The sequence below is a fragment of the Streptomyces sp. NPDC024698 genome, from assembly GCF_055559015.1.
On record NZ_JBVHLK010000004.1, the window covers coordinates 495,603 to 511,496 of the forward strand.

Sequence of the window (15,894 nt, forward strand, 5' to 3'; positions counted from 1 at the left end):
TCCCGTACCGTGTGCGGGGACGTACGCACGTGACGGGCCCCCACCGCGGGCCGGCAGCGGGGAGGCGGGATTCATGGCCGTGAAGGACCGGGACCGGTTCTCCACCTCGACCAGGCTGAAGCTGCTCGGCGAGCAGACGGCGGCCAGGGTCTACCGCTCCCAGACCAAACGGCAGGCGCGCCGCTCCCGGCTGACCGGCCGGGCCGCGCTGCTGGCCATGGTCCTGTGCTCCCTGATCGTCGCCCTCGCCTACCCGATGCGGCAGTACGTCTCCCAGCGCGCCCAGATCGGCGACCTGGAGCGGCAGCGGGAGCAGGCCAGCGAGCGGGTCGAGCAGCTGCGCGACCTCAAGGCGCGCTGGCAGGACGACGCGTACGCGAAGCAGCAGATCCGGCAGCGGCTGCACTATGTGATGCCGGGCGAGACCGGCTACGTCGTGATCGACCCGGACGCCGCGAAGCAGGCCCGCGCCGAACGCGGCACCGCCGACCGCCCCTGGTACACCAATGTCTGGGACGGCGTGGACAAATCCGACGCCGCAGACCGCTGACGACCATGAACTGACCAGAAAGACACGTGACTCACGGCATGGAAACGCCACCGCCCACCACCCCGCGCACCGAGCCCACCGACGCCGACGTCGAGGCCTTCAAGCAGCAGCTCGGCCGGCCGCCGCGCGGGCTGCGCGCGATCGTGCACCGCTGCCCCTGCGGCCAGCCGGACGTGGTGGAGACGGCGCCCCGCCTCCCCGACGGCACGCCGTTCCCGACCACGTACTACCTGACCTGCCCGCGGGCGGCGTCCGCGATCGGGACCCTGGAGGCCAACGGGGTCATGAAGGAGATGAGCGAACGGCTCGCCACCGACCCCGAGCTGGCCGCGGCCTACCGCGCCGCGCACGAGGACTACATCGCGCGCCGTGACGCCATCGAGGTCCTCGCGGGCTTCCCGAGCGCGGGCGGCATGCCCGACCGGGTCAAGTGCCTGCACGTCCTGGTGGCCCACTCGCTGGCCGCGGGACCGGGCGTCAACCCGCTCGGCGACGAGGCCATCGCGATGCTGCCCGAGTGGTGGCGCAAGGGCGCCTGCGTCACCGGCCCCGGCGACACGCCGAAGACGGAGGGCTCCGCGGAGTCCGACGAGTCGGCGGAGAACGACCGGTGACCCGCGTCGCCGCCGTCGACTGCGGTACGAACTCCATCCGCCTCCTGGTGGCCGATGTGGACCCGAGCACCGGCGAACTCGCCGACCTGGACCGGCGGATGACCATCGTGCGGCTGGGCCAGGGCGTCGACCGCACCGGCCGGCTCGCCCCCGAGGCGCTGGAGCGGACCTTCGACGCCTGCCGCGCCTACGCGCGGATCATCAAGGAGCACGGGGCCGAGCGGCTGCGCTTCGTCGCCACCTCCGCCTCCCGGGACGCCGAGAACCGGGACGAGTTCGTGCGCGGGGTGCTGGACATCCTCGGCGTCGAGCCTGAGGTCGTCACCGGCGACCAGGAGGCCGGGTTCTCCTTCACCGGCGCGACCAGGGAGCTGGCCGGGCGCTCCGACCTCGGCACGCCCTATCTGGTCGTGGACATCGGCGGCGGTTCGACCGAGTTCGTCGTCGGCGCCGATGCGGTGCGCGCGGCACGCTCGGTGGACGTCGGCTGCGTACGGATGACGGAGCGCCACCTCGTCCGCGACGGCGTCGTCACCGACCCGCCGACCGCGGAGCAGATCGCCGCCATGCGCGCGGACATCGAGGCCGCCCTCGACCTCGCCGAGGAGACGGTCCCGCTGCGCGAGGCGCGCACCCTGGTGGGGCTGGCCGGCTCGGTCACCACGATCGCGGCGATCGCGCTGGGCCTCGACGCGTACGACTCCGAGCGGATCCACCACTCCCGGGTCTCCCTCGCGCGCGTCCGCGAGATCACCGCGTGGCTGCTGCGCTCCACGCACGCCGAGCGCGCGGCGATCGGCTCGATGCACCCGGGCCGTGTGGACGTGATCGGGGCCGGCGCGCTCGTCCTGCTCTCGATCATGGAGCGGACCGGCGCGCAGGAGGTCGTGGTCAGCGAGCACGACATCCTCGACGGCATCGCGTTCAAGGCGGCGGAGGAAGCCGAGGCGGGCCGGCGGGGCGACTGACCGGCGCCCGCCGACGTGCCCGCAGCGGGCGTGGGGCGGCCCCGGCTCCCCCTCCGGGGCGGCCGGGGCCGTTCGTGTTCCCGGCGGCCGCGCGGGTCCTCTGACGCGCTCCACGGCGGTGCCGCGCGGGCGTGGCACCGGTCTCCTTCACTACTCATCGGTAGCCTCGGCTGAGCGGAACGGATAGCGTATGAGCGTGTCCGGAGGGGTCCCGGAACCCCTCCGACGAGGTCCCGTCGAGAAACTTCGTGAAGTTCTTCACAAGGAAAAGCGCCCTGCCGGGCGACGAAGGGGCCACTTGGACCCTTTCCCGGGGCTCCTGGGGTCAGGCAGCATGATCCGTGAAGCGTTGCGGCCACGTTTCGGGGCGGTGAAACACGGGTGCGGTCCGCTCGGCCGAACGGGTTGGGCCGCAGCTCACGCGGTGTTGACAACGGTACGAACCGTACGGTGGTCCACCCGGGCTGACAGGGCCTCGATCGCGGGGGCCGCGGAGTGTAGCAGAGCCCCTGCCCAAGCTTGTGAAGGGGCGCACGAGCGACCCCCCTGAAGCGGGTGGATACTCGATGGCATGAGCACCACGGAGCGTCCCAGGATCCTCGTAGTAGGCGGTGGGTACGTAGGCCTGTACGCAGCTCGGCGCATCCTCAAGCAGATGCGCTACGGAGAGGCGACCGTCACGGTCGTCGACCCCCGGTCGTACATGACCTACCAGCCCTTCCTCCCCGAAGCAGCCGCCGGCAGCATCTCGCCGCGGCACGTCGTCGTCCCGCTGCGGCGTGTACTTCCCAAGGCGGAGGTCCTCACCGGCCGGGTCACCACCATCGACCAGGACCGCAAGGTCGCCACGGTCGCCCCCCTCGTGGGCGAGGCGTACGAGCTGCCCTTCGACTACCTCGTCATCGCGATGGGCGCGGTCTCCCGCACCTTCCCGATCCCCGGTCTCGCCGAGCAGGGCATCGGCATGAAGGGCATCGAGGAGGCCATCGGCCTGCGCAACCACGTCCTCGAGCAGCTCGACAAGGCCGACTCCACCACGGACGAGGACGTCCGCCGCAAGGCGTTGACCTTCGTCTTCGTGGGTGGCGGCTTCGCCGGCGCCGAGACCATCGGTGAAGTCGAGGACATGGCCCGCGACGCGGCCAAGTACTACAGCAGCGTCTCCCGCGAGGACATGCGCTTCATCCTCGTCGACGCCGCGGACAAGATCCTTCCCGAGGTCGGCCCCAAGCTCGGCCAGTACGGCAAGGAGCACCTGGAGAGCCGCGGTGTGGAGATCTACCTCTCCACCTCGATGGACTCCTGCGTCGACGGCCACGTGGTGCTGAAGAACGGCCTCGAGGTCGACTCCAACACGATCGTCTGGACGGCCGGCGTCAAGCCGAACCCCGTTCTCTCCCGCTTCGGTCTGCCCCTCGGCCCCCGCGGCCACGTGGACACCCAGACCACCCTCCAGGTGCAGGGCACGGACTACATCTGGGCCGCGGGCGACAACGCCCAGGTGCCGGACGTCGCCGCCCGCAAGGCCGGTGTCGAGAACGCCTGGTGCCCGCCGAACGCCCAGCACGCGCTGCGTCAGGCCAAGATCCTCGGCGACAACGTGATCTCCGGTATGCGGGGCTTCCCGCAGAAGGAGTACGCGCACGCCAACAAGGGCGCCGTGGCCGGTCTCGGTCTGCACAAGGGCGTCGCGATGATCGTCATGGGCAAGATGAAGATCAAGCTCAAGGGCCGTCTCGCCTGGTACATGCACCGTGGCTACCACGGTCTGGCCATGCCGACCTGGAACCGCAAGATCCGCGTCTTCGCGGACTGGACGCTCGCGATGTTCCTCAAGCGCGAGGTCGTCTCCCTGGGCGCCATGGAGACTCCGCGCGAGGAGTTCTACGAGGCCGCCAAGCCGGCTCCGGCCGCCCCGGCACCCGCGGTGAAGACCGAGGAGAAGGCCAAGGCCTCCTGACCCTGCGTCACCGAACGCCCCGAAGGGGCCGCCCGCCATCCGTGGTGCGGGCGGCCCCTTCGGCGTTTCCCGCGCCGCGACTCCCGGGCCCGCCCGGCCGCCGTTCACCGTGTGGTGCGTACACGCATTTTGCGAATCTGTGTCGCGGAAGCGGGACTGCGCGCTGAGCGGGTAGATGTTTACCGGGTGTCGGAGCGTTCGGGAGTGCTGTCTCGGAGGTGTACGCCATGCAGGACGCCGCGCCGCGGCTCAGAAGCCTTGTCGAACAATTGCTGGGAGCCCCGCTCCCGCTGCGCGTCCGCGCCTGGGACGGTTCGGAAGCGGGCCCTCCCTCGGCTCCGGCGCTCGTCGTCCGCAACCGGCGCGCCCTGCGCCGGCTGCTGTGGAAACCCGGCGAGCTGGGACTCGCCCGCGCCTGGGTCTCCGGCGACCTGGGCGTCGAGGGCGACCTGTACATCGCCCTGGATCTGCTGTCCGGGCTCGTCTGGGAACGAGGACCGGACGCGCGCGGGCTCGGGGAGGCGCTGCGCGACCCCGAGGTGCGCGCGGCGGTCCGCGGGCTGGTGCGGATGGCCGGGCCGCCGCTGCCGCCCGCCCCGCCCGCCGAGGAGGTGCGCCGCCGTCACCACCTGCACACCAGGCGCACCGACCGGCGGGCCATCAGCCACCACTACGACGTCGGCAACGACTTCTACGAGATCGTCCTCGGCCCGTCCATGGTCTACTCGTGCGCCTACTGGGAAGAGGGCTCCACCCTGGAGGAGGCCCAGCGCGACAAGCTCGAACTCGTCTGCCGGAAGCTGGATCTGGAACCCGGTCAGCGGCTTCTGGACGTCGGCTGCGGCTGGGGCTCGATGGCCGTGCACGCCGCCCGCGACCACGGCGCGAACGTGGTCGGGGTGACGCTGTCGCAGGAACAGGCCGCGTTCGCCCGCAAGCGGGTCGCCGACGAGGGGCTGACGGACAAGGTGGAGATCCGGGTGCAGGACTACCGGGACGTCTCCGACGGGCCCTACGACGCGATCTCCTCCATCGGGATGGCCGAACACGTCGGAGCCGAGCGCTACCTGGAGTACGCCGAGGTGCTCGGCCGTCTCCTCGCCCCCGGCGGACGGCTGCTCAACCACCAGATCGCGCGGCGCCCCGAGCGCGACGAATCCTCGTACTCCGTCAACGAGTTCATCGACGCCTACGTCTTCCCCGACGGTGAACTCGCGCCCGTCGGGACGACCGTGACGCAGCTCGAACGGGCCGGGTTCGAGGTGCGCGACATCGAGGCCCTGCGCGAGCACTACGGACTCACCCTGCGCCGCTGGGTCGCCAACCTGGAGGCCGGATGGGCGCGCGCCGTCCGGCTCTCCGGTGCGGGCCGGGCCCGCGTCTGGCGTCTGTACATGGTGGCCAGCGCGGTCGCCTTCGAACGCAACCAGATCGGCGTCAACCAGATCCTGGCGGTGAAGACCCCGGACGGGACCGGCGCGTCCGGGATGCCGCTGCGGGCGAGAACCTGGAACTGAGGCGCGCGAAGGGCCGGAGCACACCGAGGGGGTCCCGTTCCGTCCGGAACGGGACCCCCTCGGCTTTCTCCCGGGCGGCTGCCGCGGCAAGGCCGCCGTGCGCGGACTCGCCGTGCCCGCTCACTCGGACTTGATCGCCGACAGCATGTTCAGACGGGCGGCCCGGCGGGCCGGCCAGAGCGCCGCCAGGACGCCCACCGTGGCCGCCAGCAGCAGGAAGAGCGCCATCCGCCCCCAGGGCAGGACGAGTTCGTACGTCGGCATCCTGCTGCCCAGCAGCTCACCGGCGGCCCAGCCGAAGAACACGCCGAGACCGACACCGAGGACGCCGCCGAACAGCGAGATGACCAGGGACTCCAGCCGGACCATCCGCTTGATGCCCTTGCGGTCCAGGCCGATCGCGCGGAGCATCCCGATCTCCTGCGAGCGCTCGAAGACCGACATCGCGAGGGTGTTGATGACCCCGAGGACGGCGACGATCACCGCCATCGCGAGCAGGCCGTAGAGCATGTTCAGCATCAGCGTGAACATCTGCGCGATGTCGTCGGAGATGTCCTGCTTGTCCTGGACCTTGATGGCCGGGTTGTCGCCGAGGGCCTTCGCCAGCCGGTCCTTGGCCGCGTCCGAGGCGCCGCCCGCCGTCTTCACCATGACCTGCATGTCGGAGGCGTCCCGCTGGTGCGGGGAGAGCGTCGCGTTGTCGAGCATGATGCCGCGGATCATCTCGTTGGCCTTGTACACCCCGGCGACGGTCAGGCTCTGCTTCGCGCCGTCCTCGTAGGACACCTGGAAGTCCGAACCGGCCTTCCAGCCGTGGGAGGTGGCGGTGTCCGAGTCGACCACGACCCGGGTGCCGCCGACCGTGAAGGCGCCTTCGGTGACGTCGAGGTCGGTGAGCTTCCCGATGGCCGCGCCGTTGACCCCGGTCAGGAACTCCGTCCGCCGGTCGATGCGGGAGGGCGCGTCGCGCAGCGAGCTGACCTCGCTGACCCCGTCGACCGCGGCGAGCTTCTTCTCGACGTCCGGGGAGAGGGAGTTGCCGTTCGCCATCGACACGACGTAGTCCGCCCTGATCGCCGAACTGGCCATCTTGTCGATCGATTTCTGGAGGCTGCCGGCCATCACCGTCATGCCGGTGATCAGCGTGAGACCGATCATCAGCGCCGAGGCGGTCGCGGCCGTACGGCGCGGATTGCGCACCGAGTTCTGCCGGGCCAGCTTGCCGGAGATCCCGAACACCCGCAGGACGGGGGCCGCGGCGGCGATCAGCGGACGGGACAGCAGCGGGGTCAGGATGAAGACGCCGACGATGAGCAGCACCGCGCCGAGCCCCATCGGGGCCTGGCCGTCCGAACCGTCCATCGTCGTGGCGTAGAGGACCACCGCGACACCCGCGGCCGAGAACAGCGCGCCGATCGAGTTCCGCAGGACCAGGGACTTGGCCGTCGCCTTCGCGTGGACGCTGCTCATCGCGGCGACCGGCGGGATCTTCGCGGCGCGCCGGCCCGGCAGCCAGGCGGCCAGCATCGTGACGAGGACGCCCACGAGCAGGGCCGTGCCGACGGTTCCGGAGGAGACGACCAGCGGGCCGTCCGGCACGGTGGCGCCGAGCGTGCCCATCAGGGAGCGCATCGCGGCGCCGATGCCGATGCCCGCGGCGAGCCCGCCGACGGCCGCGACCGCGCCGACCACGAACGCCTCGATCAGCACCGACCGGGTGACCTGGCGGCGGGAGGCGCCGACGGCGCGCAGCAGCGCCAGCTCCTTGGTGCGCTGGGCGACCAGCATGGTGAAGGTGTTGGCGATGATGAACGTGCCGACGAACAGCGCGATCCCGGCGAAGACCAGCAGGCCCGTCTTCATGCCGCTCATCGCCGAGGAGATCTGCTCGGCCTGGTCGTCGGCGAGCTGCCTGCCGGTGGTCGTGGAGGCGGTGTCCTTCGGCACGACGGCGTCGATCGCCGCGCGCAGCGCGCTCTGGCTGGTGCCCGGCGCGGCCTTCACGTCGATCTCGTCGTAGGAGCCGGCCGAGTGGAACAGGCGCTGGGCGGTCGCTGTGTCGAACAGGGCGAGGCTGCCACCCGCGGCCACGTTGCCGTCGTCGGTGCTGAAGATGCCGGCGACCACGGGCTTGAGGACGGGGCCGTCGACGGACAGGCGTACGGTGTCGCCGACCTGGTAGCCGGCCCGCTTCGCGGTCTCGGCGTCGATCGCGATCTCGCCGGTGCCGTGCGGGGCGTGTCCGGCCGTCAGGGGATAGCGGGGGTCCTTGTCCCCCCAGTAGTTGCCGCCCTGCGACTGGAAGCCGCCGCCGATGAGCTTGCCGTCCTTGTCGGCGATGGCGGTGAAGCCGTTGACGACACCGATCGCGGAGGCGGCCCCGGGGACACCGGCCGCCTTGTCGAGCAGCGGCCGCGTCAACTTGTGCGTCCGGCCGAGGGTGTCGCCCTTGTCCGCCGCGCTCTCGGGGCGGATGGCGACGTCGACCTGGCCGAAGCCCTTGGCGGAGCTCTTCTGGTAGGCGTCCGAGATGGTGTTGGTGAAGACCAGGGTCCCCGAGACGAAGGCGACGCCGAGCAGGACGGCGAGCACGGTCATCAGGAGCCTGGCCTTGTGCGCGAAGACATTGCGCAAGGCGGTACGGAACATGGGTCTTCTCAGTCCAGGTGTACGAGGAGTGGGGGAGCGGAGGGAGGGCTCGGCCCGTGTCAGCTCGTGCGGCCCTTGCCGTCGAACCGCTTCATGCGATCGAGGACGGAGTCGGCGGTCGGCTCGTGGACCTCGTCGACGATCCGTCCGTCGGCGAGGAAGACGACCCGGTCCGCGTAGGCGGCGGCCACCGGGTCGTGCGTCACCATCACCACGGTCTGGCCCAGTTCGCGTACGGAGTTGCGGAGGAAGCCGAGGACCTCCGCGCCCGAGCGCGAGTCGAGGTTTCCGGTCGGCTCGTCGCCGAAGATGATGTCGGGGCGGGAGGCGAGGGCGCGGGCGACGGCGACGCGCTGCTGCTGGCCGCCGGAGAGCTGGGAGGGCCGGTGGCTCAGCCGGTCCGCCAGGCCGATCATCCTGATGACGGTGTCCAGCCACTCCTTGTCGGGCTTGCGGCCCGCGATGTCCATCGGGAGCGTGATGTTCTCCAGGGCGCTGAGCGTCGGCAGCAGGTTGAACGCCTGGAAGATGAAGCCGATCTTGTCCCGGCGCAGCTTGGTGAGCTGCTTGTCCTTCAGGGAGCCCAGCTCGGTGTCGCCGATGCGCACCGAGCCCGAGGAGAAGGTGTCCAGTCCCGCCACGCAGTGCATCAGCGTGGACTTGCCCGACCCCGAGGGGCCCATGATCGCGGTGAACTCGGCCTGCCGGAAGTCGACGCTCACCCGGTCGAGCGCGACCACCTGGGTCTCGCCCTGCCCGTAGACCTTGGACAGTTCCGTGGCGCGGGCTGCGACCGCGGTGCTTGTGCCGGCGAGCGGGGTGGTGGTCACGGGAGGGTGCTCCTGTCGGGACGAGGACGTTGCTGGGACGTGTTCCATCGTCCGTGCCGATCCACGGGTTGTAGTCACCCGCTGTTCCGGTTCCGGGGGCAGTCTCGGGTCGGACCGGGAGCCGCCGAGTCATACCTGGGGATGACGGAGCGCCCTGAGAGCGGTCCGGGTCGGGCGCCGCGACGGCCGGGGGCGGAACCGTCCGTGACCTCCCGCGAAGCGACCCGGGGACGGTGCGTACCGGACGGGGGGAGGGCGTCCGGGCCGCTCACGGAGGGACGTCCCGGGGACGGGCGGGCACCTCGGGGACAGGGCGCCGGGGGAGCCGGGTGAGGGCGGGCCGCGACGCCGTACTCCCGGGAGCGCGGCCGGTATCCGGTCCGGGGCGCGTCGCGACCGCGCTCGGACGGTGAAATTCCGTCAATCCGCGTACGCGGGCCCAACGCGTCCGGGAGGCTGGTGGCAAGTGCTGACGGCCTGTGCAGTGTGCTGATGCACCCTCAGACGCCAATAAAATAAGACAACATCGGTACGCGCGCCCGCTGTTCGGGTGACGCGTCCCGATAGGCTCGGAACCTCGATGCGGAGCCCATGGTCTGCCCGGATGGTGGAATGCAGACACGGCGAGCTTAAACCTCGCTGCCCCTCGCGGGCGTACCGGTTCAAGTCCGGTTCCGGGCACTTCGCGCCCCTGCGAAGCAGGACGCGGGCCACAGCCGGAAGTCTCCGGGCGTGGCCCGCCGGCCGCGCATCCGGTCTCCCGTCACCCTCTCCGTGACGGTCCGTCGGCCCCCTTCCCGGCCGACCCCCGCCCCTCCTCCCCCTTCTTCGCGCGTTCCTCTCACGGACCCCCTGTCGTGACGCTGTGTGAACGCCGTGAGCGCTCGTCGGCGGCGGTTTCCGCGAGCGGTGTCACGGCTTCGTACCAGTGCGGGCGTAGCAGGTGGCACACGCGTACGGTGGCACAACGAGGGAAAGATCCTCCTCAAGCACTAGGGTCATTCCTTTGCCTACCCATTACCCTTGAGGCCAAGGCCACGCCTTGTGGCCATGGAGGAGTGAAATGAGGAGCAGTAACCCGGTCTTCTCGCGACGGGGGTTCAGCCGCGACAACGGCTACGCGGGCTTCAACGCGGCGCCGCAGGCCGGGGGACCCGCTGTCGGCACGCAGGGGAACCCGTACGCCCAGCAGGGCGGCAACCCCTACGCGCAGAACCCGTACGCACAGCAGGACCTTCAGCAGGGCGCTCCGCCGCAGGCCCCGGCCACCACCGGCCGCATGACGATGGACGACGTCGTCGTGCGCTCGGCCATGACGCTCGGCACCGTCGTCGTGGGCGCCGTCCTGGCCTGGGCGCTCCTGCCGGTCTCCGCCACGAGCTACGGCCTGGCCATCGGCTCCGCGCTGGTCGCCTTCGTGCTCGCCATGGTGCAGTCCTTCAAGCGCACCGCCTCGCCCGCGCTGATCATCGGGTACGCCGCCTTCGAAGGCGTCTTCCTCGGTGTCGTCAGCGAGATGTACAACACGCAGTGGCACGGAGCGCCGTTCCAGGCCGTGCTCGGCACCATGGCGGTCACCGGCGCGACCCTGCTCGTCTACAAGGCGGGCTGGATCCGGGTGACCGCGCGGTACGCGCGCATCGGCATGACCATCGCCATCGCCTTCATCGTCGTCATGGCGGTGAACCTGCTGCTGGTGGCCTTCGGTGTCGCCCCGGACGGCGGACTGCGCAGCAGCGGCCCGCTCGGCGCGATCGTCGGCATCCTGGCGATCCTGATCGGCGCGTTCTTCCTGACCCTCGACTTCAAGCAGATCGAGGACGGCATCACCTACGGTGCGCCCAAGGAAGAGGCCTGGCTGGCCGCGTTCGGTCTGACCGTGACGCTCGTGTGGATCTATCTGGAGATGCTGCGGCTGGTCGCCATCTTCAGCGGCAGGGACTAGCAGGCGCCGGCGGCTGGGCAGGCTGCCGGACGAGCTGAGGGAAGGGCCCGCGAACCACCAGTTCGCGGGCCCTTCGTCATGGGATGCCGGTCGTCATGTGCGGATCGTGCCGTGCGGATCGCCGGATGCCTGTCGGCTCGGTGGTGCGCGCTCACAGCAGTTTGCGCGCGGCCCTCCTCAGGTCGTACTCGTGGATGATCGCCTTCGCGTGGCCGTACGCCAGCTCGTGCTCGGAGCGGAGCCAGCTGACCTTCTCCTCGAAGCGGAAGAGGGCGGGGCCTTCGTCGACGGTGCGAAGCCAGTCGGAGATCTCACGACCGGTGCAATGGGGAATGCGGGCGAGCAGGTTGCGATGGGTCTCCTCGGAGAAGACTTGGGACATCGGCGCCTCCGAACGCAAAGGGGATGTAAGCCGGTCCTTCACGCCACCGTGCCTGAGGGTTGGGTTGTTGGCAACAGTCCCGCCGCTGCGCGTAGTCTCGCGGCGTGCTGGATACGACGCCGTTGACCCGAGCCGTGGACCAATTCGCCGACCGGTTGCGGGCCGCTCCGCAGAGCCGCCTGCAACGCAGCGGCGCGGCCGAGGCGCTGGGGCTGGCCAGGGAGTTCGCGGTACGCGCCCAGCGGGTCGAGGACCCGTCGGGGGAGCCCCGGGAGATGCCCGACGCCGGGATGTTCGCCGCTGCCGACCAAATCACGGTCGCCGCGCACGACTTGGCCCTCGTACTGAAGACCGAGGAGGAACTGGCCGAAGCCGTCACGCTCGTGGCCGAGGCACAGAAACGCGCCGGGGTCTGACCTCTCGGTCGACTCCGGCGCGATGGTCCGTGCTGCCCGCCTCCGGGGCGGACGCTAGAGCGACGCTATGACGCGGTCCGCCAGGATGTAGACGTTCTCCTCGCCGAAGGCGAAGGTCAGGGCGTACGCGCCCGAGACGCCGGAACCGCCGAGCAGGAACGGGGCCTGGCCGGCCGTCAGGGCGGCGGCGAGCCGCTGCGCGGTCTCACGGTGGCCGGGCGTCATGCACAGCGTCGTGCCGTCGGCGAAGACATACACGTCGAGGGTGCCGAGCGGGCCGGGACGCACGTCCGCCAGTTCCGTACGGGACTCGGCGAGCTCCTCCAGGCGGGCCACCGTGCGTTCGTGGTCGTTGACCACCGGTGACTGGACGGGAACGAAGTCCGGGTGCGAGGGGTGCCGGCGGCGGGCCGCGGCGAGCTCCGGGGAGTCGCCCGCGGTGCCGGTCTGGAGGAACTCCTCCAGGTCCGTGCCGGTCTCGGCCGCCGGCTCCAGGTGGTCGAGACCCGCGAAGTCGGAGTGGCGCGGCAGGAACAGTTCGCTGTCGGGCAGCCCGAGCAGCGAGGGCGCGTCGGAGACGTCACGCGCCTCCTGGGCGGCCCAGAAGGCCCGCGCCTCGGCGAGCTCCCGCTCCCGCTCGTCGGCCAGTGCCTCGGCCACGGCGGTACGTATCTCGTCCGCGTCGGCGCTTCCGCGCGCGGCGGGCACGAGAGCCCGCGCCGCGCCGGCGCGGGTCGCGACGAGTTCACTGTGCAGGGCTGCGACCTGCCGACGCACACCTCTCAGGGTGTGCAGAACGGCGACGCCCACGGCCGCGCTCGCGGCGGTGGTGAGCAGCAGAGCAATCGGCATGGCGCTCACTGACGTACTCCCGGTTCAAAGTCGGCCCCCGACTTCCTACATCAGCTTGAAGGGCGAACCATCAAACTGTCAGTGCGTAACGTCACGAACAGGACAGGACTTTGGGTCCCAGGTTTAACCCTGCACGCATCTGACCTGCGGGAATGCCCTTCCGAGGGGACATAGGTCACATCTTGGAAGGGATTGGATCACAAATCGGCCCAGAGGCCCGGTGGTTCCGGGCTTCTGGGCCGATTCGTTCACGCTGGGTTCAAAACCCGTCACGGGAACGGGTCGCCGTGGTCAGCTGAGGCGCTCGATGACCATCGCCATGCCCTGGCCGCCGCCGACGCACATGGTCTCCAGGCCGAACTGCTTGTCGTGGAACTGGAGGCTGTTGATCAGCGTGCCGGTGATGCGGGCGCCGGTCATGCCGAAGGGGTGGCCGATGGCGATGGCGCCGCCGTTCACGTTCAGCTTGTCCAGCGGGATGTCCAGGTCGCGGGCGCTCGGGATCACCTGGGCGGCGAAGGCCTCGTTGATCTCGAACAGGTCGATGTCGTCGACGGTGAGGCCGGCGCGGCTGAGCGCCTGCTTGCTGGCCTCCACCGGGCCGAGGCCCATGATCTCGGGGGACAGGCCGGTGACGCCGGTCGAGACGATGCGGGCGAGCGGGGTCAGGCCGAGCTCGCGGGCCTTCGTGTCCGACATGATCACCAGGGCGGCGGCGCCGTCGTTCAGCGGGCAGCAGTTGCCGGCGGTGACCAGGCCGTCGGGGCGGAAGACCGGCTTGAGGCCCTGGACCGCCTCCAGCGTCACGCCGGCACGCGGGCCGTCGTCCTTGCTGACGACCGTTCCGTCCGGGGTCGTGATCGGGGTGATCTCGCGCTCCCAGAAGCCGTTCTTGATGGCTTCCTCGGCGAGGTTCTGCGAGCGGACGCCGAACTCGTCCATGTCCTGGCGGGTGACGCCCTTGAGGCGGGCCAGGTTCTCGGCGGTCTGGCCCATCGAGATGTACGCGTCCGGGATCAGGCCGTCCTCGCGCGGGTCGTGCCAGGCCGAGCCCTCCGACTGCGCGACCTCGGCCGTGCGGGCCTCGGCGTCGGCGAAGAGGGCGTTGTGGGTGTCCGGCATTCCGTCGGAGGTGCCCTTGACGGACCGCGAGACCATCTCGACGCCCGCCGAGATGAAGATGTCGCCCTCGCCCGCCTTGATGGCGTGCAGGGCCATGCGGGAGGTCTGGAGCGAGGAGGAACAGTAGCGGGTGATGGTGCAGCCCGGGAGGTGGTCCATCCCCATCTGCACGGCCACGATGCGGGCGAGGTTGTGGCCCTGCTCGCCGCCGGGGAGGCCGCAGCCGAGCATCAGGTCCTCGATGAGCTTCGGGTCGAGCTCGGGGACCTTGGCCAGGGCGGCCTGGATGATCGTGGCGGTCAGGTCGTCGGGGCGCACGTCCTTCAGGGAACCCTTGAAGGCGCGGCCGATCGGGGAGCGGGCGGCTGAGACGATCACGGCTTCGGGCATCACGGCTCCATTGGCGTACGGGAAGTGTGCAGGGCTGCTTGGGAAGTTACCCGTACGTACCGTCGAGGTCACCGGTGCGGGGGTGTGACACCGGACGCACTTTTCTAAGCGCTTGCTTTTTCCTGGCGGGGGCGCCTTGGGGGGTGCTTCCCCGGAGGTGTTGGATAGGTCCCCCGCGTAGGGGTGCCCCCCGCGGGGCTCCGCCCCGGACCCCGCTCCTCAATCGCCGGAGGGGCTGAAAATTCGTGCCCCGCCTTTCATGCACAGGGCAGGGCGACGGGGCCAGGGGCGCGAGGAACTGCGCGCCCGGCCCCCACGCACCCGCAGCCGGGTATGGGCCCCGGCCGGGGGTGTTCAGGGGCGCGGGGAACTGCGCGATCAGGCACGACGCATCCGCAGCCGGGTATGGGCCCCGGCCGGGGGTGTCCGGGGGCGCGGGGAACTGCGCGATCAGGCACGACGCATCCGCAGCCGGGTATGGGCCCCGGCCGGGGGTGTTCAGGGGCGCGGGGGACTGCGCGATCAGCCCCCGCGCATCCGCAGCCGCACCTGGCCCCCGCCTTGCACCCGGAGTCAGGGGGACGGGGTCGGGGTCGGGTCTGTTGAGGGGAGGCGTTGGCGGCGGCGGCGTTTGAGGAGGGCCCAGGGGCCGCGAGGGCCGGTGGGCATCGCGGCCGCGACCTCGGTGCCGGGCTCGGACGCGGCCTCCGCCGCCGCCCGTGCCACCGGCAGGAACCCCTCGTTGCGCGACACGTCAGGCCGCTCCTCCTCCGCCGGCCAGAGGCCCAGCGCCGCGCAGACCGTGGGCAGGATCGCCATCGCCGCGGTGGCGTACCCCTCGGCCGAGGGGTGGTAGTGGTCCGGGCCGAACAGCTCCCGGGGATTCGCCGCGAACTCGGGGCCCAGCAGGTCGCCCAGCGACACCGTGCGCCCGCCCTGCTCGACCGTCCCGATCGTCTGGGCGGCGGCCAGCTGCCGGGACGCGCGCCGCGCCAGCCAGCGCAGCGGCTGCTGGACCTGCTCGACCGTGCCCAGGTCGGGACACGTGCCGACGACCACCTCCGCACCGGCCGTGCGCAGCCGCCGTACCGCCGCGGACAGATGACGCACCGAGCGCGTCGGCGGCATCCGGTGCGTCACGTCGTTCGCTCCGATCATGATCACGCAGACGTCGGGGAGCCGTGCGGTGTCCGTGAGGGCGAGCGCGACCTGACGGTCCAGATCGTCCGACTGGGCGCCCGGCAGCGCCACGTTGCACAGCTCCACCGGCCGCTCGGCCACCGCCGCGAGCCCCGAGGAGAGCAGCGCCCCCGGCGTCTGCCGGGCCCGGCGGACCCCTTGCCCCGCGGCCGTCGAGTCGCCGAGCATCGTCAGCCGCAGCGGGGGCTCGTCCGGGGAGGCGCCGGTGTAGTCGTACCCGTACAGACCGTCGGCGCGTGGGGCGTAGGGAGCGTGTCCGTTGTTCACGTGCCGCTTCACGAACTGCACCTCGGCCAGCACCAGACCGACGGCCGCCGCACCCACCAGCCCGACGCCGCCCCCGCCGTACGCCGCGCCCGCGGCGATCCGCCGGGCCACCCTCGCCCTCGACATGCTCGTCATTCCTCGCCGCCACCTCCTGTAGCCGTACAACCACTGCTTGCCCCGAAGAGCGGGTGGGCCAATCGCAACTGAGGGTGAACGGCTGCTCAGGGCCGTA

Annotated in this window: 13 protein-coding genes and 1 tRNA gene; 8 read left to right on the forward strand and 6 right to left on the reverse strand. The window is 71.0% G+C overall.

Translation table 11 applies throughout. From position 1 onward, the window contains the following. The first annotated feature begins 73 nt into the window (after positions 1–73). The 5 genes from ACZ4AA_RS13130 to ACZ4AA_RS13150 all read left to right on the forward strand — a co-directional run bounded on the left by ACZ4AA_RS13130 (position 74) and on the right by ACZ4AA_RS13150 (position 5,609). Positions 74–550 (forward strand): FtsB family cell division protein, encoded by a 477-nt coding sequence (locus ACZ4AA_RS13130; RefSeq protein WP_467600089.1) that lies wholly within the window; start codon positions 74–76, stop codon positions 548–550. Positions 551–588: 38 nt separating this feature from the next. Then, the gene (locus ACZ4AA_RS13135) at positions 589–1,164 is read left to right on the forward strand and encodes a DUF501 domain-containing protein (protein ID WP_467600092.1); all 576 of its coding nucleotides are present in this window, start codon (positions 589–591) and stop codon (positions 1,162–1,164) included. Beyond that, entirely contained in the window at positions 1,161–2,132 is a 972-nt protein-coding gene (locus tag ACZ4AA_RS13140; RefSeq protein WP_467600095.1) for a Ppx/GppA phosphatase family protein, read from the forward strand. Before ACZ4AA_RS13135 ends, ACZ4AA_RS13140 begins: the two co-directional genes overlap by 4 nt. Positions 2,133–2,703: 571 nt before the next feature. Beyond that, positions 2,704–4,092, forward strand: a complete 1,389-nt coding sequence (locus ACZ4AA_RS13145; protein WP_326787331.1) for an NAD(P)/FAD-dependent oxidoreductase — start codon at positions 2,704–2,706, stop codon at positions 4,090–4,092. Positions 4,093–4,319: 227 nt separating this feature from the next. Further along, complete coding sequence (locus tag ACZ4AA_RS13150) at positions 4,320–5,609, forward strand: class I SAM-dependent methyltransferase (RefSeq protein WP_467600099.1); 1,290 nt, start codon at positions 4,320–4,322, stop codon at positions 5,607–5,609. A gap of 120 nt (positions 5,610–5,729) precedes the next feature. On the opposite strand, the gene ACZ4AA_RS13155 is transcribed toward ACZ4AA_RS13150, so the two are convergent. Both ACZ4AA_RS13155 and ACZ4AA_RS13160 read right to left on the reverse strand, forming a co-directional pair. Next, positions 5,730–8,258, reverse strand: a complete 2,529-nt coding sequence (locus ACZ4AA_RS13155) for an ABC transporter permease (RefSeq protein WP_467600102.1) — start codon at positions 8,256–8,258, stop codon at positions 5,730–5,732. 59 nt (positions 8,259–8,317) lie between these two features. Next, on the reverse strand, positions 8,318–9,088 hold the full coding sequence (locus ACZ4AA_RS13160) for an ABC transporter ATP-binding protein (protein ID WP_467600105.1): 771 nt from the start codon (positions 9,086–9,088) through the stop codon (positions 8,318–8,320). Between the two features lie 598 nt (positions 9,089–9,686). Here ACZ4AA_RS13160 and ACZ4AA_RS13165 point away from each other — a divergent pair. Both ACZ4AA_RS13165 and ACZ4AA_RS13170 read left to right on the forward strand, forming a co-directional pair. Then, positions 9,687–9,769: transfer RNA gene (locus ACZ4AA_RS13165), tRNA-Leu, on the forward strand. A 382-nt stretch (positions 9,770–10,151) separates the two neighbouring features. After that, a complete protein-coding gene (locus ACZ4AA_RS13170) occupies positions 10,152–11,033 on the forward strand; it encodes a Bax inhibitor-1/YccA family protein (RefSeq protein WP_467600108.1) in 882 nt (293 codons plus the stop codon). Between the two features lie 151 nt (positions 11,034–11,184). Here ACZ4AA_RS13170 and ACZ4AA_RS13175 read toward each other — a convergent pair whose 3' ends face one another. Then, entirely contained in the window at positions 11,185–11,415 is a 231-nt protein-coding gene (locus ACZ4AA_RS13175; protein WP_467600111.1) for a DUF4287 domain-containing protein, read from the reverse strand. A 104-nt stretch (positions 11,416–11,519) separates the two neighbouring features. On the opposite strand from ACZ4AA_RS13175, the gene ACZ4AA_RS13180 reads away from it, so the two are divergent. After that, on the forward strand, positions 11,520–11,831 hold the full coding sequence (locus ACZ4AA_RS13180; protein ID WP_467600114.1) for a hypothetical protein: 312 nt from the start codon (positions 11,520–11,522) through the stop codon (positions 11,829–11,831). A gap of 54 nt (positions 11,832–11,885) precedes the next feature. On the opposite strand, the gene ACZ4AA_RS13185 is transcribed toward ACZ4AA_RS13180, so the two are convergent. The 3 genes from ACZ4AA_RS13185 to ACZ4AA_RS13195 form a co-directional block, all read right to left on the reverse strand. Then, positions 11,886–12,683 (reverse strand): hypothetical protein, encoded by a 798-nt coding sequence (locus ACZ4AA_RS13185; RefSeq protein WP_467600117.1) that lies wholly within the window; start codon positions 12,681–12,683, stop codon positions 11,886–11,888. Positions 12,684–12,974: 291 nt separating this feature from the next. Next, complete coding sequence (locus tag ACZ4AA_RS13190) at positions 12,975–14,195, reverse strand: acetyl-CoA C-acetyltransferase (protein ID WP_467600120.1); 1,221 nt, start codon at positions 14,193–14,195, stop codon at positions 12,975–12,977. 573 nt (positions 14,196–14,768) lie between these two features. Next, positions 14,769–15,797, reverse strand: coding sequence for an SGNH/GDSL hydrolase family protein (locus tag ACZ4AA_RS13195; RefSeq protein ID WP_467600123.1), 1,029 nt, complete (start codon positions 15,795–15,797; stop codon positions 14,769–14,771). Positions 15,798–15,894: the final 97 nt, after the last annotated feature.

What these genes read in the sequence shown, in the direction of transcription:
- ACZ4AA_RS13150 (WP_467600099.1), top strand. Translation starts at nt 4,320, where the DNA reads ATGCAGGACGCCGCGCCGCGGCTCAGAAGCCTTGTCGAACAATTGCTG.
- ACZ4AA_RS13130 (WP_467600089.1), top strand. Translation starts at nt 74, where the DNA reads ATGGCCGTGAAGGACCGGGACCGGTTCTCCACCTCGACCAGGCTGAAG.
- ACZ4AA_RS13175 (WP_467600111.1), bottom strand. Translation starts at nt 11,415, where the DNA reads ATGTCCCAAGTCTTCTCCGAGGAGACCCATCGCAACCTGCTCGCCCGC.
- ACZ4AA_RS13170 (WP_467600108.1), top strand. Translation starts at nt 10,152, where the DNA reads ATGAGGAGCAGTAACCCGGTCTTCTCGCGACGGGGGTTCAGCCGCGAC.
- ACZ4AA_RS13195 (WP_467600123.1), bottom strand. Translation starts at nt 15,797, where the DNA reads ATGACGAGCATGTCGAGGGCGAGGGTGGCCCGGCGGATCGCCGCGGGC.
- ACZ4AA_RS13155 (WP_467600102.1), bottom strand. Translation starts at nt 8,258, where the DNA reads ATGTTCCGTACCGCCTTGCGCAATGTCTTCGCGCACAAGGCCAGGCTC.
- ACZ4AA_RS13145 (WP_326787331.1), top strand. Translation starts at nt 2,704, where the DNA reads ATGAGCACCACGGAGCGTCCCAGGATCCTCGTAGTAGGCGGTGGGTAC.
- ACZ4AA_RS13185 (WP_467600117.1), bottom strand. Translation starts at nt 12,683, where the DNA reads ATGCCGATTGCTCTGCTGCTCACCACCGCCGCGAGCGCGGCCGTGGGC.
- ACZ4AA_RS13135 (WP_467600092.1), top strand. Translation starts at nt 589, where the DNA reads ATGGAAACGCCACCGCCCACCACCCCGCGCACCGAGCCCACCGACGCC.
- ACZ4AA_RS13190 (WP_467600120.1), bottom strand. Translation starts at nt 14,195, where the DNA reads ATGCCCGAAGCCGTGATCGTCTCAGCCGCCCGCTCCCCGATCGGCCGC.